This is a genomic window from Ramlibacter aurantiacus (assembly GCF_016722895.1).
GTDB classification, from domain to species: Bacteria; Pseudomonadota; Gammaproteobacteria; order Burkholderiales; family Burkholderiaceae_C; genus Ramlibacter; species Ramlibacter aurantiacus.
This window is the reverse complement of record NZ_JAEQNA010000004.1, coordinates 247,008-266,942: the sequence shown is the minus strand read 5'-3', so window position 1 is coordinate 266,942 and position 19,935 is coordinate 247,008. Positions and strand designations below refer to the sequence as shown.

Annotated in this window: 20 protein-coding genes and 1 pseudogene; 8 read left to right on the top strand and 13 right to left on the bottom strand. The window is 70.0% G+C overall.

Annotated features, from left to right (window positions below):
* Positions 1-13 precede the first annotated feature (13 nt).
* The 5 genes from panC to lplT are packed head-to-tail and all read right to left on the bottom strand — an operon-like array spanning position 14 to position 4,671.
* Entirely contained in the window at positions 14-853 is an 840-nt protein-coding gene (gene panC, locus JI739_RS13190) for a pantoate--beta-alanine ligase (protein ID WP_201684377.1), read from the bottom strand.
* A 22-nt stretch (positions 854-875) separates the two neighbouring features.
* Entirely contained in the window at positions 876-1,697 is an 822-nt protein-coding gene (gene panB, locus JI739_RS13185; RefSeq protein WP_201684376.1) for a 3-methyl-2-oxobutanoate hydroxymethyltransferase, read from the bottom strand.
* Between the two features lie 49 nt (positions 1,698-1,746).
* Positions 1,747-2,493 (bottom strand): CPBP family glutamic-type intramembrane protease, encoded by a 747-nt coding sequence (locus JI739_RS24855; RefSeq protein ID WP_201684375.1) that lies wholly within the window; start codon positions 2,491-2,493, stop codon positions 1,747-1,749.
* Positions 2,490-3,398: a DMT family transporter gene (locus tag JI739_RS13175; RefSeq protein WP_201684374.1), complete on the bottom strand. Its 909-nt coding sequence runs from the start codon at positions 3,396-3,398 to the stop codon at positions 2,490-2,492. The genes JI739_RS24855 and JI739_RS13175 overlap by 4 nt, the downstream gene beginning before the upstream one ends.
* Positions 3,391-4,671, bottom strand: a complete 1,281-nt coding sequence (gene lplT / locus JI739_RS13170; protein WP_201684373.1) for a lysophospholipid transporter LplT — start codon at positions 4,669-4,671, stop codon at positions 3,391-3,393. Before lplT ends, JI739_RS13175 begins: the two co-directional genes overlap by 8 nt.
* A 158-nt stretch (positions 4,672-4,829) precedes the next feature.
* Here lplT and alr point away from each other — a divergent pair, with 158 nt between their 5' ends.
* Positions 4,830-5,933 (top strand): alanine racemase, encoded by a 1,104-nt coding sequence (gene alr, locus JI739_RS13165; RefSeq protein ID WP_201684372.1) that lies wholly within the window; start codon positions 4,830-4,832, stop codon positions 5,931-5,933.
* A gap of 38 nt (positions 5,934-5,971) precedes the next feature.
* Here the strand turns inward: alr and JI739_RS13160 are convergent, their stop codons facing one another.
* The 5 genes from JI739_RS13160 to mnmG form a co-directional block, all read right to left on the bottom strand.
* Entirely contained in the window at positions 5,972-6,898 is a 927-nt protein-coding gene (locus JI739_RS13160) for a ParB/RepB/Spo0J family partition protein (RefSeq protein WP_201684371.1), read from the bottom strand.
* A gap of 23 nt (positions 6,899-6,921) precedes the next feature.
* Positions 6,922-7,449 carry an RBBP9/YdeN family alpha/beta hydrolase gene (locus tag JI739_RS13155; protein ID WP_201684370.1) on the bottom strand — a complete coding sequence of 176 codons (528 nt, stop codon included), beginning with the start codon at positions 7,447-7,449 and terminating at the stop codon, positions 6,922-6,924.
* A 1-nt stretch (position 7,450) separates the two neighbouring features.
* On the bottom strand, positions 7,451-8,221 hold the full coding sequence (locus JI739_RS13150; protein ID WP_201684369.1) for a ParA family protein: 771 nt from the start codon (positions 8,219-8,221) through the stop codon (positions 7,451-7,453).
* Positions 8,222-8,406: 185 nt separating this feature from the next.
* Positions 8,407-9,069, bottom strand: a complete 663-nt coding sequence (gene rsmG / locus JI739_RS13145; RefSeq protein WP_201684368.1) for a 16S rRNA (guanine(527)-N(7))-methyltransferase RsmG — start codon at positions 9,067-9,069, stop codon at positions 8,407-8,409.
* Positions 9,066-11,009 carry a tRNA uridine-5-carboxymethylaminomethyl(34) synthesis enzyme MnmG gene (gene mnmG, locus JI739_RS13140; RefSeq protein ID WP_201684367.1) on the bottom strand — a complete coding sequence of 648 codons (1,944 nt, stop codon included), beginning with the start codon at positions 11,007-11,009 and terminating at the stop codon, positions 9,066-9,068. Before mnmG ends, rsmG begins: the two co-directional genes overlap by 4 nt.
* Before the next feature lie 275 nt (positions 11,010-11,284).
* Here mnmG and JI739_RS24460 point away from each other — a divergent pair.
* Positions 11,285-11,548: pseudogene (locus JI739_RS24460) on the top strand (YkgJ family cysteine cluster protein); the annotation flags it as partial.
* Here JI739_RS24460 and JI739_RS13135 read toward each other — a convergent pair.
* Both JI739_RS13135 and JI739_RS13130 read right to left on the bottom strand, forming a co-directional pair.
* Positions 11,536-12,156, bottom strand: a complete 621-nt coding sequence (locus JI739_RS13135) for a hemerythrin domain-containing protein (RefSeq protein ID WP_201684366.1) — start codon at positions 12,154-12,156, stop codon at positions 11,536-11,538. The pseudogene JI739_RS24460 and the gene JI739_RS13135 overlap by 13 nt on opposite strands.
* 61 nt (positions 12,157-12,217) lie before the next feature.
* Positions 12,218-14,443 (bottom strand): heavy metal translocating P-type ATPase, encoded by a 2,226-nt coding sequence (locus tag JI739_RS13130; RefSeq protein WP_201684365.1) that lies wholly within the window; start codon positions 14,441-14,443, stop codon positions 12,218-12,220.
* A 145-nt stretch (positions 14,444-14,588) separates the two neighbouring features.
* Here JI739_RS13130 and JI739_RS13125 point away from each other — a divergent pair, with 145 nt between their 5' ends.
* From JI739_RS13125 to JI739_RS13115, 3 genes are all read left to right on the top strand, one after another.
* Positions 14,589-14,783: a heavy-metal-associated domain-containing protein gene (locus JI739_RS13125; protein WP_201684364.1), complete on the top strand. Its 195-nt coding sequence runs from the start codon at positions 14,589-14,591 to the stop codon at positions 14,781-14,783.
* Complete coding sequence (gene cueR / locus JI739_RS13120; RefSeq protein WP_201684363.1) at positions 14,780-15,208, top strand: Cu(I)-responsive transcriptional regulator; 429 nt, start codon at positions 14,780-14,782, stop codon at positions 15,206-15,208. Before JI739_RS13125 ends, cueR begins: the two co-directional genes overlap by 4 nt.
* 69 nt (positions 15,209-15,277) lie before the next feature.
* Entirely contained in the window at positions 15,278-15,766 is a 489-nt protein-coding gene (locus JI739_RS13115) for a Spy/CpxP family protein refolding chaperone (protein WP_201684362.1), read from the top strand.
* 215 nt (positions 15,767-15,981) lie between these two features.
* Here the strand turns inward: JI739_RS13115 and JI739_RS13110 are convergent, their stop codons facing one another.
* Positions 15,982-16,545: an acyloxyacyl hydrolase gene (locus tag JI739_RS13110; protein WP_201684361.1), complete on the bottom strand. Its 564-nt coding sequence runs from the start codon at positions 16,543-16,545 to the stop codon at positions 15,982-15,984.
* Positions 16,546-16,758: 213 nt separating this feature from the next.
* Between JI739_RS13110 and JI739_RS13105 the strand changes: the two genes are divergently transcribed.
* From JI739_RS13105 to JI739_RS13095, 3 genes are read left to right on the top strand one after another with little or no spacing between them, the layout of a single operon-like run.
* Positions 16,759-17,571, top strand: a complete 813-nt coding sequence (locus JI739_RS13105; RefSeq protein ID WP_435531605.1) for an endonuclease/exonuclease/phosphatase family protein — start codon at positions 16,759-16,761, stop codon at positions 17,569-17,571.
* A complete protein-coding gene (clsB, locus tag JI739_RS13100; RefSeq protein ID WP_201684359.1) occupies positions 17,568-18,818 on the top strand; it encodes a cardiolipin synthase ClsB in 1,251 nt (416 codons plus the stop codon). Before JI739_RS13105 ends, clsB begins: the two co-directional genes overlap by 4 nt.
* A complete protein-coding gene (locus tag JI739_RS13095; RefSeq protein ID WP_201684358.1) occupies positions 18,815-19,801 on the top strand; it encodes a lysylphosphatidylglycerol synthase domain-containing protein in 987 nt (328 codons plus the stop codon). The genes clsB and JI739_RS13095 overlap by 4 nt, the downstream gene beginning before the upstream one ends.
* The last annotated feature ends 134 nt before the right edge of the window (positions 19,802-19,935 follow it).

Genomic DNA, 19,935 nt, shown 5'->3' with positions numbered 1-19,935 from the left:
TTCGCGCCCTCGCTCAGCCCGGCAGCGCGACCTCGAGGTTGTCGATCAGGCGCGTGGTGCCCAGCCGGGCCGCCGCCAGCACCACCAGGCGCCGATCGCCGGTGCCCGGCTGCTGCAGGTCATCGGAGCGCCGGATGGCGAGGTAGTCGACTTCCCAGCCGCGCTGGCGCAGCGACTCGGCGCCGCGCGCCTCCATCTGCGGGAAGTCGCGCTCACCGGCCTGCAGGCCCGCGGCGATGGCGCGCAGCTGCCGCGACAACTGCACCGCCTCCTCGCGCTGCGCCGGCGACAGATAGGCGTTGCGCGACGACAGGGCCAGGCCGTCCCTCGCGCGCTGGGTTTCACCCGCCACGATCTCCACCGGCAGGGCGAACTGCCGCACCATCTGCCGGATCACCATCAGCTGCTGGTAGTCCTTCTTGCCGAACACCGCCACCTGCGGCTGCACGCAGTTCAGCAGCTTGAGCACGACGGTGCCGACGCCGGTGAAGAAGCCGGGACGGAACTCGCCTTCCAGGATGTCGGCCAGCTCGGCCGGCGGCTGCACCTTGAAGCGTTGCGGCTCGGGGTAGAGCTCCTGCTCGTCGGGCGCGAACACGATGTCGCAACCGGCGCCCTCGAGGGCGGCGCTGTCGGCCTGCAGCGTGCGGGGGTAGCGGTCGAAGTCCTCGTGGGGCAGGAACTGCAGGCGGTTGACGAAGACGCTCGCGACGGCCACGTCGGCGTGCTGGCGCGCCAGGCGCAACAACGCCAGGTGGCCCTCGTGCAGGTTGCCCATGGTGGGCACGAAGGCCGTGCGGCGGGCCGGCGCCAGGGCGGCGCGCAGGTCGGAAGTCGTGTGCACGATCTGCATGGAAACCATCCGGGGAAGTCGATCAGTAGGTGTGCACGCCCTCTTCGGGGAAGCGGCCCGCCTTGACCGCCCGCACATAGGCTTGCACGGCCTCGGGAATGCTGGTGCTGCCTTCCATGAAGTTGCGCACGAAGCGTGGGGCCGAACCGGCGTTCAGTCCGAGCATGTCGTGCAGCACCAGCACCTGGCCACCGCAGCCCGCCCCGGCACCGATGCCGATGACGGGGATGTCCAGCGCCTGCGCGACCTCGGCCGCCAGGGCGGAGGGCACCAGCTCGAGCACCAGCATGGCGGCGCCGGCATCGCGCAGCGCCTTGGCCTGTGCCAGCAAGGCCTGCGCCTGCGCCGCCTGGCGGCCCTGCACGCGCCAGCCGCCGAGGGCGTGCACCGACTGCGGCGTCAGCCCCAGGTGGGCACAGACCGGGATGTCCCGCTCGACCAGGAACCGCACGGTCTCCACCGCCCAGGTCGCGCCCCCCTCGAGCTTGACCATGTGGGCGCCGGCCCGGGTCAGTTCGCATGCGGTGTGCAGCGCCTGCTGCGGCGAGGCGTGGTAGCTGCCATGCGGCAGGTCGGCCAGCAGCCAGGCATGGCGGTTGCCGCGAGCCACGCAGGCGACGTGGTAGGCGATATCGGCCACCGTCACCGGCAGCGTGGTCTCGCGGCCCTGCAGCACCATCCCCAGCGAATCGCCCACCAGCAGGCAATCGACGCCGGCGTCGTCCAGCACGCCGGCAAAGGTGGCGTCGTAGCAGGTCAGCATGGCGATCTTCTCGCCGGCGCGATGCATCTCGCGCAGCCGGTGCAGGGTCGTGGCGCGGCGGGGCGCGGTCGAATCGGACATGGAAAGCCTCGCAGGAAAGGTGCGCGCGATTGTAGGCAGCAGGCCGCAGTCAACCCGCCAGGCCGCCCAGGACCCAGAAGCCGACGTGGGTTGCCGCATGCGCCGTCATCGCCGATTCCAGCTGCCCGCGCCAGAACAGCCAGCCATAGGCCAGCCCGGCAACCGTGTTGAGCACCAGCACCCGGGCCAGCAGGACGGGCGTGGGCTCGCCCAGGGCGAGCAGGGCCGGCAGGTGGCCCAGGGCGAAGAGCACGGCAGTGATCGCGTTGGCGATCCAGGCCAGGCCCGGCCGCTGGCCGTTTCGCCCGAAGACGCGGTGCAGCCCGCAGGCGAGTGCGCTCAACAGGCCCCAGCGCAGCATGACCTCTTCGGTGATGCCGCCGTACAGGACGCCGAGCGCCAGCTGGCCACCGGACACGGGTCCCTGCGGCAGGTCCGCGCCGGTCGCCCGGCGCAGCAGCACGTCCGCGCCGAACAGCAGCACCGCGACGGCGAGCCCGACCAGGCCGGCGCGCGTGGCGTCCCGCGCCGACGGCCACGGCGCCGTGCCCGCCAGTGCGCTGACGAGGCCCACGCGGTGCGCCAGCGCGGCACCCGCCAGGCTGCCGAGGACCGATAACAGCAGCGGATTGGACAGGCTCAGCAGCAGCACCTGCCACCGGGGCAGTCCCGCGACTGAGGGCGGAAGGGCCAGGTGTCCCAGCTGGCCCCACACCTGATGCCCCAGCACCCCGATGCCCAGCAGCGCCGCCGCGAACGGCAGGCCGAACCGGCGAGTGAAGGAGGGCGGTTTCACGGCGCCACGACCCGCCTGGCCCCCGGGGCGCCCGGCCACGCGGCCCAGGCCGCCGCGGCGAGGATCAGGGCGCCCCCGAGCCAGGTACGCAGGCCGGGTACGGCCCCGGTGAGCAGCACGGCGGACGCGCTGGCAAAGACGACCTCGGACAGCATGATGAGCGCCGTGGTGTGCGCCGCCAGCCGCGCAGCCCCGTACTGCAGCGCGACATTGCCGACCAGGAATCCGGCGACCAGCAGCGCCACGAACACGGCCGCGTGCGGGGTCGGCGCCGGCGACGGCACCACGCCATGCCCGGTGAGGAACAGCCCGAGCGCGGTGGCGATGACCCCACCACCGGCGAACATCGCCAGCACGCGGGAAGGGGCCGGGGCGTGGCGCAGGCGGCGCAGCAGGATGTTGGTCAGGGCGAATCCGGCACCACTGAGAAGCCCCAGCCAGTCGGCCAGCTCGCGGGGCATCGGCCAGCCGCCCCCGGTGTCCAGCACCACGAGAACGCCCAGCAGCGCCAGGAGCAGCCGCAGCAGCGAGGTGGCGCTGGGGCGCTCGCCCAGCAAGGGCCAGGCCAGGATGACCGACCAGGCGGGCATCAGGTAGAACAGCAGCACCACCCGCACCACGTCGCCCACCGTGATGCCCCAGTTGAAGCCGACGTTGGTGAGGCCGGCCACCACCCCCAGCAGCAAGAGCTGCGGCACGTGGGCACGGGACTGGGCGAAGGCGGCCGGCCGCACCGCCAGCACGCAGGCGGCAGCCACCGCGAACACCACGGCCGTGCCCCAGAGAGGGTGCAGCCCCTGCTGCTGCAACTGGCGAAACGGCCACCACGAGACGCCCCAGATGAAGGCGTTGGCCACCAGTGCCAGGGCCGGCGCGGCGCCGGCGGACCACGGCCGTTCAGCCATGCACCTTGTCGTGGCGCGCGACGTCCAGCAGGTGCTCGACCTCGGCACGGTGGTGCACCGTGTTCCACGCGTGCCAGCGCTTGATCAGCCACATCACGCCGGCCACGATCACGCCGAAGCCGGTGATGGCGCCGAAGGCCGACACGCCCAGTCCGGTGGACGCGCTGTAGAGGGCCCCCAGGCCGAGGATGCAGGCCTGCTCGTTGAAGTTCTGCACGGCGATGGACCGGCCGGCTCCCATCAGGTTGTGGCCGCGGTGCTGCAGCAGTGCATTCATGGGCACCACCAGGAAGCCGCCCAGCGCACCCAGCAGGATCAGGAAGGGCGCAGCCAGCCAGACGTTGTCGATGAAGTTCATCAGGATCACCAGCAGTCCCATGCCGATGCCCAGCGGGATCACGCTGGTGGCCACGTCCAGCCGCATGCGCATGGAAGCCGCCACGGCACCGATCGCGGTGCCCAGCGCCACCACACCGGTGAGGGCCGACGCCTGCGTGGTGCCGTAGCCCAGCGCCACCGCGCTCCAGGCCAGGATGATGTAGCGCAGGTTGCCCGAGACCCCCCAGAACAGCGTGGTGGTGGCCAGCGAAATCTGCCCCAGCTTGTCACGCCACAGGCGCGCGTTGCAGGTCCAGAAGTCGGGCAGCAGCTGCATCGCGTTGGCGGGGATCGGCCGCATCTCGACACCGGTGTGCGGGATGCGCGTGTTGAACCAGGCCGCCAGCGCATAGACGAAGATCAGCAGGAAGATGGCCGCCTCGGGCGCCTGGCGGATGCCGATGGCGCCCAGCGGATCCCACTGCAGCAGCCGCCCGGCCACCGCATGGCTCACCAGCGTTCCCCCCAGCAGGATGCCCAGGATGATGGAAGCGATGGTCAGGCCCTCGATCCAGCCATTGGCCTTGACCAACTGCGAAGGCGGCAGCAGCTCGGTGAGGATGCCGTACTTGGCTGGCGAGTACGACGCGGCGCCCAGGCCCACGATGGCGTACGCGGCCAACGGGTGCAGGCCGAACAGCATCGCCAGGCAGCCGACCACCTTGATCGCGTTGCTGATGAACATGACCCGCCCCTTGGGCAGCGCATCGGCAAAGGCGCCGACGAAGGGTGCCAGCACCACGTAGAAGAGCGCGAACATGGGCACCAGGGCGGCGCCCTGCCACTCTCCGGCGCCGCGGTTTCGCAGCAATTCGACGGCGGTCACGAACAAGGCGTTGTCGGCCAGCGAAGAAAAGAACTGCGCCGACATGATGGTGTAAAAGCCGCGCTTCATTCGTGCGTGCGGCCAGACCCAGGATCGAACCTGGTGCGTGGCAGTCTGTCTCCAAAATCGCGCGGTTATATCACGCAGAATTCACGTTCCGGGGCGGCTGCAGGCCGTCCGTCCAAGATACCTGGAACCCGCATCGTTCCGCCTTCCGCCCACGCCTCATGCCCCGCCCGATCCAGGCCACCATCCATCCTTCGGCCCTGCGCCACAACCTGGCCCGGCTGCGGCAGGCCGCGGGTGACGCCCGCGTCTGGGGCATCGTCAAGGCCAATGCCTACGGCCATGGCATCGAGCGCGTGTTCGATGCCCTGCGCGGCGCCGATGGCCTCGGCCTGCTCGACCTGGACGAAGCCGAGCGGGTGCGTGCCCTCGGCTGGCGCGGGCCGGTGCTGCTGCTCGAAGGCGCATTCGAGGCACGCGACCTCGAGCTGTGTTCGCGCCTCGGCCTGTGGCACACCGTGCACTGCGACGAACAGATCGACATGCTGGCGCTGCACAAGACGCACGCGCCGCACCGCGTCTTCCTGAAGATGAACACCGGGATGAACCGCCTCGGTTTCCCGCCCCACCGCTTCCGCGCCGCATGGGCCCGGCTGGAGGCGCTCCCGCAGGTGGACGAGATCACGCTGATGACGCACTTCAGCGATGCCGACGGCGACCGCGGGGTCGCGCACCAGCTGCGCGTGTTCGAGGAAGCGACGCGCGACCTGCCCGGCGAGCGCACCCTGGCCAACAGCGCCGCCCTCCTGCGCTTCGGGTCCGAAGCTGGCGTGCGCGCCGACTGGGTGCGGCCCGGGATCGCGGTATATGGCAGTTCGCCGGACCATCCCACGCACGCCCTGGGGCACTGGGACCTGCAACCCGCCATGACCCTGGCCAGCCGGGTGATCGCCATGCAGCAGGCCGCACCCGGCGACACGGTGGGCTACGGCTCGACGTTCCGGGCCGAAGTGCCGACCCGGGTCGGCATCGTGGCCTGCGGCTATGCCGACGGCTACCCGCGCCACGCCGGCACCGGCACCCCGGTGCTGGTCGACGGGCAACGCACCCGCACGCTGGGACGGGTCAGCATGGACATGCTGGCGGTGGACCTCACGGACCTGCCCGGCTGCGGCACGGGCAGTGAAGTCACGCTGTGGGGCCGGGCTGCCGGCGGCGCGCAACTGGCCATCGACGAGGTTGCCCGCGCCGCCGGCACGGTCGGCTACGAGTTGATGTGCGCGCTGGCGCCGCGGGTGCCGGTGTCGATGGCGGCGGACGACTGACCGCGCCGTATCGCTACAGAATCCAGCGCAATTCGGCCTTAGCCGCGCAGGCGTTCGAGCAGGCCATTGAGCTCGTCCAGCGATCCGAACTGGATGGCGACTTCGCCCATCTCCTCGTTGCGGCCATGGCGCTTGACCCGCTTTTTCACCCGCACCTCCACTTCGGCGGTGAGCAGGTCCGACAGCTCCTCCTCCAGGCGCCGCAGGTCGCGCGACTTCTCTTTCTTGGGCTTGGGCGACACCAGGCTGAACTCGGCCCCGATCCTCTTGACCAGCCCCTCGGCTTCGCGCACCGAGAGCTTGCGCGCCGCGATCTGGTTGGCCGCGGTGATCTGCGAGGCACGCTCCAGCGCCAGCAGCGCTCGGGCATGGCCCATGTCCAGGTCACCGGCCATCAACATCGTCTGCACGGGATCGGCCAGGTTCAGCAGGCGCAGCAGGTTGGACGCCGCGCTGCGCGAGCGGCCCACGGCCTGTGCCGCCTGCTCGTGCGTCAGGCCGAATTCGCGCACCAGCCGCTGCAGGCCCTGCGCCTCTTCCAGCGGGTTGAGGTCCTCGCGCTGGATGTTCTCGATCAGGGCCATGGCGGCCGCAGCCTCGTCGGGCACGTCGCGCACCAGCACCGGCACGCTGTCCAGGCCGGCCAGCCGCGCCGCGCGGAAGCGCCGTTCGCCGGCAATGATTTCGTACTTGCCGCCGTTGGGTCCGTTGGCCAGCTTGCGCACCAGGATCGGCTGCATGATGCCCTGCGACTTGATGCTTTCGGCCAGCTCGTAAAGGGCGCCCTCGTCCATGCGGGTGCGGGGCTGGTAGGCACCGGGCACCATGTCCGACAGCAGCAGCGAGGCAGGCAGCCCCGGGTTGGCGGCGGGGACCTCGACTTGCGCCGCGGCGCCCTCCTCCAGCCGCGGGCCGAGCAGCGCTTCCAGCCCACGACCGAGTCCCTTGAGTTTCTTGGTGGCCATATCCGGCATTCCTCTGGAAAAAATCAATCCTTCAACAGGGCCTGAAGCAGCGCGTGGCCCTCGGGCCAGCTGCCCAGGCTGGAATCGGCGTTCAGGTGGCCGGCGTCGCCGGCCTCGACGAATCCCGATCCCCAGCCCGCGGCCAGCATGCGCGCGCGCCCAGGCTGGCAGAACGGGTCGTTGCGGCTGGCCACGGTCAGGCTGCGAAACGGCAGGGGCCCCGGTGACAACCGCGACCAGCCATGCAGGGGCAGCTGCGCCGGGTCCGGCGGGGCCACCAACAGGGCGGCCCTGACGCGCAGCGTTTCGCGGCTGGCGGCCGCCCAGGCCGCCACCAGCAGGCAGGCCAGGCTGTGGGCCACCAGCACGAGGGGCCCGGGCCGCGACAGCACCACGTCCTGCAGCCGCGCGACCCAGTCGCCCCGCAGCGGCTGCTCCCAGTCATGCTGCTCCACCCTGCGGTAGCCATGCTGCCGCTCCCAGAGCGTTTGCCAATGCTGCGGGCCGCTGCCATGCCAGCCCGGCAGGAGCAGGACGTCGGCGGCGTCCATCTCACATCTTCCGGATGCGGGCCACCATCTCGCTGGCGAATTCGACGAAAGCCTGGCTGCCGCGCGCGCCCGGGTCGAACACCACACCCGGCAACCCGTAGCTGGGGGCCTCGGCCAGGCGCACGTTGCGCGGGATGACGGTGTTGAACACCTTCTCGCCGAAGTGCGCCTTGAGTTGGTCGCTCACCTGCTGCTGCAAGGTGATGCGGGTGTCGAACATCACCCGCAGCAGTCCGATGATTTTCAGATCCGGGTTGAGGTTGCCGTGCACCTGCTTGATGGTGTTGACCAGGTCCGACAGGCCCTCGAGCGCGAAGTACTCGCATTGCATGGGCACCACGACGCCATGCGCAGCGCAAAGCCCATTCAAGGTCAGCATCGAAAGGGAGGGCGGGCAGTCGATCAGGACGAAGTCGTACTCGCCCTCGACCGCCTGGATGGCTTGCCTCAGTCGCTTTTCGCGCCGGTCCAGGCCGACCAGCTCGACCTCGGCGCCGGCCAACTCGCGATTGGCGCCCAGCACGTCATAACCGCACTTCTCCGCCCGCACCCGGGCCTGGGGCAAGGTCGAGGATTCCAGCAGCACGTCGTAAACCGAGTGCTCGAGCTTGCGCTTGTCCACGCCGGAACCCATGGTGGCGTTGCCCTGGGGGTCAAGGTCCACCAGCAGCACCCGTTGCCCGACTTTGGCCAGGCCGGCCGCCAGGTTGACGGCCGTCGTGGTCTTGCCCACCCCGCCCTTCTGGTTCGCGACGCAAAAGATCTTTGCCATGGTTCAGGCCCCTCCGCGGGCCGACAGGTGGTGGGAGACCGGCGGATTCACCGACTGATCGGCGGCCCGGCCATGAAGACTCGGGGATACGAGGGGCGCAGGCGCGAAAGCGCCGGGATCTGCAACGCCGAACATGCGACAGGCGATAAGCGGAATGGCTAGCGGGCCGGAAAGAACGGCCGAGTTTAAGTGAGCCCCTCGCGCTTTTTCATCCAGACGAGGCAACGGTCTGCTTCGAGGCCGGGAACCTGCAACTGTTCCACGTGAAACACGTCCACCCCGTGCCGCTCGACCACGGCGATCTCGTCGGCGGGGTGCTTGCCCTTCATCGCCATCCAGGCGCCTTCCGCCGCCAGGCACCGCCCCGACCAGGCGGTGAAGTCGGCCAAGGTGGCGAACGCGCGGGAGCAGACCACGTCATAGGCGGAAGCCAGCGTCTCGACGCGGGCGTGCAGGCCGCGCAGATTGCGCAGCTTCAGGGCCGCGGCCACCTGCTGGATGAAAGCCGCCTTCTTGGCGACCGTATCGACGCAGTCCACGGCCCACTCCGGGGAGCAAATCGCCAGCACCACGCCCGGCAGGCCGGCGCCCGAGCCGACATCCAGAACCCGGAGCGCACGGCCCCTCGCGTGGCGGCGAAGCGGCGCCACGATCGCCAGGCTGTCGAGCAGGTGGTGCGTGAGCATCTCCTGCGGTTGACGGACTGCCGTGAGGTTGTAGACGCGGTTCCATTTCTGGATCAGGCCCAGGTAGGCCATCAGCTGCTGGACCTGCGCATCCGACAGGTGGAGGGCCAGCGCCTCGAGGCCCGCGCGCAGGCGTTGCTCGAGCGGATCGTCGCCGCTCATGCCGGCTGCGAACTCGCGGCCTGGGCAAAGCCCTTGGAGCGGGTCTTCTTGAGATGCACCAGCAGCAGCGAGATGGCGGCCGGCGTGACACCCGAGATGCGCGAAGCCTGCCCCAGGGTTTCCGGTCGGTGCTTGGCGAGCTTCTGCCGCACTTCGATGCTGAGCGCCGACACCTGCATGTAATCGAGTTCGTCGGGCAGCCGGAGCTTCTCGTAGTAGGCGGACCGCTCCACCTCGTCCTTCTGGCGATCGATGTAGCCGGCGTACTTGGCTCCGATTTCGACCTGCTCGACCACCGCGTCGTGCAACTCGCCCAACGTTTCACGTGAAACAGCGTCGGTGGCGTACCGGCCGCCGTCCATGCCGAGGAGTGCGGCGTGGCTCACCCCGGGCCGGCGCAGCAGGTCCAGCAGGCTGTATTCCCGCTCGATGCTCTTGCCCAACACTCGCTCCGACTCGGCGGGAGGCAGGTTGCGGGGATTGACCCACGTCGACTTCAGCCGCTCTGTTTCACGTGAAACAGCGTCCCGCTTGCGGCCGAAGGCGGCCCAGCGCGCGTCGTCGACCAGCCCCAGGCGGCGCCCGGCTTCGGTGAGGCGCATGTCCGCGTTGTCCTCGCGCAGCTGCAGCCGGAACTCGGCGCGGCTGGTGAACATGCGGTAGGGCTCGGTCACCCCCTTGGTGATCAGGTCGTCCACCAGGACGCCCAGGTAGGCCTCGTCGCGGCCCGGCAACCAGGCCGGCTCGCCCCGGCACGCCAGGGCCGCGTTGACGCCGGCGAACAACCCCTGCGCCGCCGCTTCCTCGTAGCCGGTGGTGCCATTGATCTGCCCCGCAAAGAACAAGCCCGCGATCTGGCGGGTCTCGAAGCTGCTCTTGAGCGCGCGGGGGTCGAAATAGTCGTACTCGATTGCGTAGCCGGGGCGCAGGATGTGCGCCCGCTCCAGGCCCGGCATGGAGCGCACCAGCTCGTACTGCACGTCGAATGGCAAGCTGGTCGAGATGCCGTTCGGATAGAACTCGTGCGTGCTCAGGCCCTCCGGCTCCAGGAAGATCTGGTGGCTCTCCTTGCCCGCGAACCGGTTGATCTTGTCCTCCACGCTGGGGCAGTAGCGCGGGCCCACGCCTTCGATCTTGCCGGTGAACATGGGGCTGCGGTCGAAGCCGGAGCGGATGATCTCGTGCGTGCGTTCGTTGGTATGGGTGATCCAGCAGGGCACCTGGCGCGGGTGCATGCGCGCCTGGCCCATGAAACTGAAGACCGGCACCGGATCCAGGTCGCCCGGCTGCTCCTCGCAGCGCGAGAAGTCGATCGTGCGGCCGTCGATGCGCGGCGGCGTGCCGGTCTTGAGGCGTCCCTGCGGCAGCTTCAGCTCTTTCAGCCGCGCCGACAGCGACACCGCCGGCGGGTCCCCGGCCCGGCCTGCCGCGTAGTGGTTCAGGCCCACGTGGATCTTGCCGTCCAGGAAGGTCCCGGCCGTGAGCACCACCGCACGGGCCCGGAAGCGAATGCCGATCTGCGTCACCGCCCCCACCACTCGGTCGCCCTCGACCATCAGGTCGTCCACGGCCTGCTGGAACAGGCTGAGGTTGGCCTGGTTTTCCAAACGGGCGCGGATCGCCGCCTTGTAAAGCACCCGGTCGGCCTGGGCCCGTGTGGCACGCACCGCCGGCCCCTTGGAGCTGTTGAGGATGCGGAACTGGATGCCCGCCTCGTCCGTGGCGATGGCCATGGCGCCGCCCAGCGCGTCCACCTCCTTGACCAGGTGGCCCTTGCCGATGCCGCCGATCGAGGGGTTGCAGCTCATCTGGCCCAGCGTCTCGATGTTGTGGGTCAACAGCAGGGTCTTGCAGCCCATGCGGGCGGCCGCCAGCGCAGCCTCGGTGCCGGCATGGCCGCCGCCGACGACGATCACGTCGAATTCTTCGGGATACAACATTCAGCTCTCCAGCCGTCGGGCTTGGTCGGGGCCGGCACCCGGGTGCGCTTCCGGGTACGGCAGGGGACTTCGTCGGGGCGGGCGGGCGGCCAGCACGGCCAGCCCGCGGCGCCCGATCCGGGGCCGGAATTTTACCGGCCGCCCCCAACCGCAGCCGGCGAGGGGCTGCTTGGGTCAAGCACCGCCCACGCAGCACCGCGATCGCCCAGAATGCACCCCTTGCCTGGTACTGGCCGTCTCCCTCCAGACGCACCGCGTCGGCCTGCCCCTCTCCCATGGATTGCCGCCCCCACTGCTCCGCCTGCTGCATCGCCCCATCGATCAGCTCCCCGATTCCGGGCATGCCTGCCGGCAAACCCGCGGGCGTGCCCTGCGTGCAACTCGACCCGCGAGGCGGGTGCCGGCTGTTCGGCATGGCGTCGCGCCCGGCGGTCTGCCGTGGCCTGCAGCCGTCGGCAGACATGTGCGGAAGCTCGCGGGAACAGGCGATCGCCTGGCTCAGCCGGCTGGAACAGGAGACCGCCCCCTACCCGGCCACACGCTCGGCGTCGCGGTGGGCAAGCGGCGCTCCCACGCCCAGTGGCGCCGGGGTGCTGAGCACGATTCGCGAGAACAGGCGCTCGTAACCCGGCTCCGCAAGCCCGCCAGCCATCGGATCGCGATCGCGACCGAAGGCAGCGTCCAGCTCGGCGCGATCAGCAGCGGGCAACTCGCGCTCGGCCACCGGCAGCAGCTGCACCTCTTCTGCGCGCATGTGATCCAGGTAGAAGCGCACGTACTCACGCGCCGCGCCTTCGAATGCCGGCCGTCGGGACTCGCCCAGCAGCTCCCAGGCCAGCAGCAGGTGCTGCAGTTCACGCACCCGGCCCTCCCCTTGCACATGGTCCGACTCGAGCCGCCGGATCACCGGCATCAGCTCCGGCGCGATGCGGGCCAGGCGCGGGAACAGCAGGTCCGATTCCTTGGGGTGGTGGCGCCGCTCGGGAAACTCGTCGATGTAGAACAGCATGGCCCGCAGCACGTCGAAGAAGCGTTCCGGCTCGTCCTGGGGGCCTTCGTCGAGCAGGCGCAGCAGCGAACGCAGCACGGCCGCCACGGCGGCGTGCTCGTCGCGAATGATCTGGATGGCGCTGACGGGTGGGTGCATGTCTCGTCTCCTGAAGGCACCACAGCTTGGCCCAGCGCCCCCGGCGGGCGCTTGACGCAGGTCAAGCGTCAGGCAGGCGCCAGCGCTTCAGGAGCAGCGCGTTGGCCATCACGCTCACGCTGGACATCGCCATCGCGGCGCCGGCGACCACGGGGCTGAGGAAGCCCAGCGCCGCCAGCGGAATGCCGGCCACGTTGTAGATGAAGGCCCAGAACAGGTTCTGCCGGATCTTGCGCACCGTGCGGTCGGAAATGTCGAGCGCGCCGGCCACCAGGCGAAGGTCGCCGCGCATCAGGGTGACGCCGGCCGCGTGCATGGCGACGTCGGTGCCGGTCGCCATGGCCATGCCCACGTCGGCGGCGGCCAGCGCCGGTGCATCGTTGACACCGTCACCCACCATCGCCACCACGTGGCCGCCCTCCCGCAGCCCGGCGATGCGGGAGGACTTGTCACCCGGCAAGACCTCGGCCATCACTTCCTCCTCGGCCAGGCCCAGACGTCGCGCCATGCCCAGCGCGGCGGCCCGGTTGTCGCCCGAGATCATCATCAGCCGCAACCCACGCGCGCGAAGCCCTGCCAGCGCCTGGGCCGCCTCCGGCTTGGGCTCGTCGGCGAAGACCATCAAGGCCCGCGCGACCAGGCCCCCGGGAGCGCGCTCGACCAGGGCCGAGACCGTCGCACCCTGCAGTTGCCAGCGCTCGATCTCCTGCTGCAGCGAACCGAGCGGCACCCCCAGCTCCTGCAGCCAGGCCAGGCTGCCGATCAGCAGCTGGCGCCCGGCCACCTCGCCCTCGGTGCCGCGTCCGGGCACCGCGCGCAGTCCGGTCGCGGTCGGCACGGCCACAGACTGCTCCTGCGCCCGCTGCACCACGGCCCTGGCCAGCGGGTGCTCGCTGCCGGCCTGCAGGCCCGCCGCCAGCGCCAGCTGCGCGCGCTCGTCGCCTCCGGGGGCGACGAACGCCACCAGGCGCGGACGGCCCACCGTCAGCGTGCCGGTCTTGTCGAAAACCACGGTGTCCACCCGGTGCGCCAGCTCCAGCGCCTGCGCATCCTTGACCAGGATGCCCTGGCTCGCGGCGACCCCGGTGCCGGCCATGATGGCGGCCGGCGTGGCCAGGCCCAGGGCGCAGGGGCAGGCGATCACCAGCACCGTCACCGCGTGGATCAGCGCTGCCTCGATGCCGACCCCGGCGACCAGCCAGCCCAGCGCGGTGGCCACCGCGATCACCAGGACCACCGGCACGAAGACCGACGACACGCGGTCGACCAGGCGCTGGATCGGCGCCTTGCCCGCCTGCGCGTCCTCCACCAGGCGGATGATCCGCGCCAGCACCGTCTCGCTGCCGACCGCCGTGACCTGCATGACCAGGCGGCCCTCCCCGTTGATGCTGCCCCCGGTCAGGCGCCCGCCCGCGGCCTTGGGCACGGGAAGCGGCTCCCCGGTGAGCATGGATTCGTCGACCTGGGTGCGGCCCTCCTCCACCAGCCCGTCGGCCGGCACCCGCTCGCCCGGCCGCACCACCAGCCGGTCGCCCGGCAGCACCTCGTCCAGCGGCAGGTCCAGCTCCTGGCCATTGCGCCGGATGACGTGGGCGATGTCCGGCTTCAGGGCGTGCAGCGCCCGGATGGCGGCGGTGGTCTGGCGCTTGGCCCGCGCCTCGAGCCATTTGCCCAGCAGCACCAGCGTGATGACCACCGCCGACGCCTCGAAGTACAGGTGCGGCGATTCGTGCGTGAGCCACAGCCACACCGACAGTCCCCAGCCTGCGCTGGTGCCCAGGGCCACCAGCAGGTCCATGTTGCCGCTGCCAGCGCGCAGCGCGTGCCAGCCCGCCTTGTAGAAGCGCGCTCCCAGGACGAACTGCACAGGCGTCGCCAGCAGGAACTGCAGCCACGCCGGCAGCATCCAGTGGTAGCCCAGCAGGTCGCCCAGCATCGGCAGCACCAGCGGCGCCGACAGCAACAGGCCGATGCCCACCGGGGCGAAGCCCGCCCAGGCGGACCCCTCCTGCCCGGCCTGCGCCGTGGCGGCACGCGGCTCGTAGCCGGCCTCGCGGACGGCGCGGCGGATCTGCGCCTCGGCCTGGTCGGCCGGAGCGAACACCACCCGCGCCGATTCGGTGGCCAGGTTCACCGTGGCGGCCTGCACGCCAGGAACCTTCTTCAGCGCCCGCTCGACCCGCCCGACGCAGGACGCGCAGGTCATGCCTCCGACCCCGAGGTCGAGGGTGGCAAGCGGCTCTTGCGCCGGGCGTTCTAGGATGGAGGCGGTGGTGGCAGTGTTCATGGGCGAGAGCATCAACCCTGCCATCATGGGAGGGTCAAGAGTTGATCCGGATCAACCCCGATGAAGATACGGGCATGCACCATGCCTTGACCTTTCCACGGTGGGAGGGTTGAAGCTCCTGGTGTCGCAACCGGAAGGAGATCCCATGAAGCAGCAATTCGAGGTGCAGGGCATGACCTGCGGCCATTGTGAGCGCGCCGTGACCGAAGCGGTCAAAGGCCTGGACCCGCAGGCCGAGGTCATCATCGACCGGCCCGCCGGCAAGGTCGAGGTGCAGACCGGGCAGCCGCGGGAGGCCGTGGCGCAGGCCATCCGCGAAGAGGGCTACACGGTCCAATGAACATCGGAGAAGCCGCGCGCCGCTCGGGCGTTTCGCCCAAGATGGTGCGCCACTACGAATCGCTGGGCCTGCTGCCCACCCTGGCGCGCAGCGAAGGCGGCTATCGCCAATATGGCGAGACCGAGGTGCACCTGCTGCGCTTCATCAAGCGCGCCCGTGACCTCGGCTTTTCCATGGCCGAGATCCAGGAACTCGTCGGCCTGTGGCGAAACCGCCGCCGCAGCAGCGCCAACGTGCGCCGCATTGCACAGCGGCATGCCGACGACCTGTCACGACGCATCGAGGCCCTGCGCGAGATGCAGCGCACGCTGGAGCAGCTCATCGCCTGCTGCCATGGCGATGAACGGCCCGAGTGCCCCATCCTGGATGGGTTGGCCGGCACGCCGGATTTACACGCGGCTCACACAACCCCAACAAGCGCTTGACACCTCGCCCGGACACTGCATTCCACGCTGCCGCACCGGCAGTGGGTTTCAGATGACAGGAGTGTTCACATGACATCCATCCGTAGTTCGCTGGTTGCCACCGCCCTGCTCGCCGCGCTTGCCGGCGGCGCCTTCGCCCAGGCTCCCGCCGCACCGCCGAGCGGCCAGGGGCAGCCCGGGGCCCACCGTGGCCACAGGGATCCGGCCCAGATGCAGGAGCGCTTCCAGCGCCGCATGGCCGACCTCAAGCAAAAGCTGCAGCTCACGCCCGGCCAGGAGGGCGCGTGGACCGAGTTCACCACCCAGCTGCAGCCGCAGCCACGGGGTCCGCGCATGGACCGGGACGCTTGGGCCAGGATGACCACGCCCGAGCGCATCGACCGGATGCGCAGCCTGCGCGCCGAGCGCATGGCGCAAATGGACCAGCGCGCCGAAGCCACCAAGAGCTTTTACGCCACGCTCACGCCCGAGCAGAAGAAGACCTTCGACGAGCTGGGCTCGCGCGGCATGCGCCGCGGCGGTGATCATGGCCAAGGCCATCGCCACCACGCCGGCTAAGGCGACGCTCGCTGCCAGCGCCACCGCGGAATCGGCTTTGCCGGGCCGCTGGTGGCGCCCCCCCCTGGGGTGAACGCCGCCCAGGCCACCGCGCAGCGGTAGGCCTGTCCTGAGCCCGTCGAAGTGGCCCCTCCAGCGGCTACCGCGGAATCGGCTTTGCCGGGCCGCTGGTTGCGCCCCCCCGGGGGGGAGGCGGCGAAGCCGCTTCGGGGGGGTCAGTACCGCCTGGTCCAGCGCAGCAGCACGATGTCGGCGCCTGGATTCGGCCTGCGCGCGCCGGCGTTCGACACGTGCAACACCCGCAGGCTCAGCTCCTGGTCGGGGCCGAAGCTGCGGCCCACGGCCAGCGTGTCATGGAAGTTCCAGCGCGTGCTCAGGCGCACCTCCTGCGCCTCATGGTGGCGCTGGTGCAGCGACAGGCCGATGCCGCCTTCGACGAACCAGGGCGAGGCGCCCTCTTGCGGGCGCCAGCGCAAGAGCGGCACCAGCGCCAGCTGCACATTGCTGCGATGGCCGCCGGGAATCTCGGCGCGCCAGTAGCCCAGCGATGCTTCGGTCGCCGCGCTGAACTGGCTGCCCCATCGCACCGCCTGCCAATCCCAGTCCCATCGGACGCCAACTCCGCCGATCACGGTGCCGCGCGCGGAGCGGCCGCCTTCCACGAAATAGGCGTCGGGCCGCCAGGATGGCGCCTGCTGCGCCTGCACGAGGGGCGATCCCGCGATCGCCAGCAGCGCCAGCGCAGCGGTCGCACCCCGTCGAGCAAATGCATGAGCCATGTCCCCAGTGTGCCGGGGCGCCCCGCGGGCAGGCCCCAAGCGAGGGCTGGCCGAGATCAAATGGATCGCTTCCTTCATGCAGCGGCGGGGGTCGCCTGCACAGGGCTTCAATGCCGTCCTACAGCCGGCCGCCGTGCGCTGGGCTTCCCGTGCCGAAGACAGAGACTTGGCTTGGCGTCCTACAGTTCGGCCGCTGACCCGTCTGTACAACCGATGCTCCCAGCAGCCACCCGAGCCCACCACCCCGCGGCCATGACCGACAGCACGGCCAACGCCCCCACCCTGACCGTCATGACGGTCAACATCCACAAAGGTTTCACCTTCTTCAACCGCAAGTTCATGTTGCCGGAGCTGCGTGATGCCGTACGCAAGGTGGGCGCCGATGTCGTGTTCCTGCAAGAGGTGCTGGGACTGCACGACGAACACGGCAAGCGCTTCAGCGGCTGGCCCGAGGCCCCGCACTACGAGTTCCTGGCCGACGACATCTGGCCGCAGTTCGCCTATGGCCGAAACGTGGTGTATCCGAAAGGCGAGGGCCACCACGGGAACGCGGTGATGTCCAAGTTTCCGATCGTGCACGACCGCAACCACGACATCTCGATCGAAGGTCCGGAAAAGCGCGGCCTGCTGCACTGCGTGCTGAGGATGCCGGGGCAACCGATCGATGTTCACGTGGTCTGCGTGCACCTGGGGCTGGCCGAGTCGCACCGCCGCCAGCAGTTGGAGATGCTGTGCGACATGGTGCGCAACGAAGTGCCGGAAAACGCACCGTTGATCGTGGCCGGCGACTTCAACGACTGGCGCCGCCGGGCAGACGGCATCCTCTGGAAGGGGGCCGGGCTGAAGGAGGTGTTCGTCAACGCCTATGGTGAGCCGGCGCGCACCTTTCCCTCGCGCTTTCCCCTGCTGTGCCTGGACCGCATCTATGTGCGCAATGCCTCTGTCCACCTGCCCGTGGTCCTGCCCCGGCGGCCGTGGGCCCACCTCTCCGACCATGCCCCGCTCGCGGCGGAGATCCATCTATGAACGACTGGCTGCCAGGCAACCGCTTCGACCTGCTCGAGAACGGTGAAGCCTTCTACCCGCGCGTGTTCGAGGCCATGGGACAGGCGCGCTCCGAGATCGTGGTCGAGACCTTCATCCTGTTCGAGGACAAGGTCGGGCTGCAGCTGCAGGCCGCCCTGGTGGCTGCGGCGCGGCGGGGGGTGCAGGTGGACCTGACCATCGACGGCTGGGGCTCACCCGATCTGTCCGACGAGTTCCTCGGTGCACTCACGACTGCCGGGGTGCGCGTGCACATCTTCGATCCGGGCCCGCGCAGCCAGCGCCTGCGCTTCGTGAAGCTGCTGCGGCGCATGCACCGCAAGATCATCGTGATCGACGGCCGCCTCGCCTTCGTGGGCGGCATCAACTTCTCGGCCGACCACCTGGCCGACTATGGCCCGCAGGCCAAGCAGGACTACGCGGTGGAAGTGCACGGTCCCATCGTCGAAACCATTCACCGCTTCGTGCATGCGCAGCTCGCACGCGGCATGCGCCAGCAGCGCCGCCATCGGTGGTGGCGCTGGCGCCGCCAGCTCAGGGCCCAGCCTCCCGAGCTGCCGCACGCCGGGCCGGCCTACGCGCGCTTCGTCGTGCGCGACAACGTGGAACACCGTGACGACATCGAGCGGCACTACCGCCATGCCATCCGCAGTGCCCGTGAACGGGTGGTGATCGCCAACGCCTACTTCTTCCCCGGCTACCGGCTGGTGCGGGAACTGCGGCAGGCGGCACGGCGGGGCGTGGAAGTGCGGCTGATCCTGCAGGGCCAGCCCGACATGGCCATCGTGAAGACGGCGGCCAGCACCCTTTACCACCACCTGCTGAAGACCGGCGTGCGGGTCTTCGAATACTGCGATCGCCCGCTGCACGGCAAGGTGGCACTGGTCGACCGCGAGTGGGCCACCGTGGGTTCGAGCAATCTCGACCCGCTCAGCCTGGGGCTCAACCTGGAGGCCAATGTCCTCATCCGCGATCGCGCCTTCAACGCCGAGCTCATGAGCCGCCTGGACCGCCTGGTCCGGGACAGCTGCCGCGAGGTGGAACGCGATTCGCTGCCGCCCGTGCGTGGGCTGGACCTGGTGCGCAGCTACATCGCCTTCCACGTGATGCGCAAGTTTCCACAATGGCTCAGCCGGCTGCCGCGCCACGATCCGCACCTGGCCTCGAGGGCGGCCGTCGACCTGGACGCTGCCCTGCAGCCACCGGTAGCTGCCAAGGATCCGTCATGACCCTGCGCGCCGGCGCCGCCACGCCAGCGCCCGGTCCGCCGAAAACCGGCACCTGGTGGGGGCGCATCACGCGGGTGTTGACGCTGGCCTTCTTCGCGGCGGTCGCCTGGTTCATCGTGCGCTATGCCCGCACCGTGGAATGGGCCCGCGTCTGGGAGGCGCTCATCGGAACGCCCGGCCAGGTGCTCGCCGGCGCCGCCGCCCTCACCGCCTGCAGCTTCGCCCTCATCAGCTGCTTCGACCTGCTGGGGCGGCACTACACGGGGCACCAGGTACCGGCCCTGAAGGTCTTCAAGGTCAACTTCATCAGCTACGCGTTCAACCTCAACCTCGGCGCCATCGTCGGCGGCATCGCCTTTCGCTTTCGCATGTACTCGCAGTTGGGGCTGGACAACGGCACCATCGGCCGCGTCATGTCGCTGAGCATGCTGACCAACTGGCTGGGGTATCTGCTGCTGGGCGGCGTGGCCTTCCTGCTCTGGCCGCTGGCGCTGCCACCCGAGTGGAACGTGCAAGCGTCCGAGCTGCGGTGGTTGGGGGCGGTGCTGGTGGCGCTGGCGCTGGCCTATATCGCGTTGTGCATGTGGTCTCCCCGGCGCAGCTTCATGCTGAGGGGCCACGAGTTACTGCTACCACCGCGCCGCATGGTGCCGCTGCAGTTGGTCATGTCCTGCGGCAACTGGATGATCATGGGCGCCATCATCTGGCTGCTGCTGCAGGGCCAGGCGCCCTATCCCGCCGTACTCAACGTGCTGCTGGTCGCCGCCATGGCCGGGGTCATCACGCACGTGCCCGCGGGCCTGGGCGTACTGGAAGCAGTGTTCATCGCGCTGCTGGCCCACCGCGTACCCGAATGGCAGCTCATCGCCGCGCTGCTGGGCTACCGCGCCCTGTACTACATCGCGCCGCTCATGCTGGCGACGCTGCTGTACCTGTGGTTCGAGGCCCGCACCACGCGCCCGCGGCCGCCCCGCACGCCATGAGCGAACCCTCCGGCAAGCCGCCGGCGTGGATTCGCCGGCTGACCTCGAGGCCGCCACCCAGGCCTGCCGCGAGCAGACCGGGCAACCGGGACTGGTGCAGCTTCATGCCCGGCGCGTCGAAGTGTGGAAAAGTC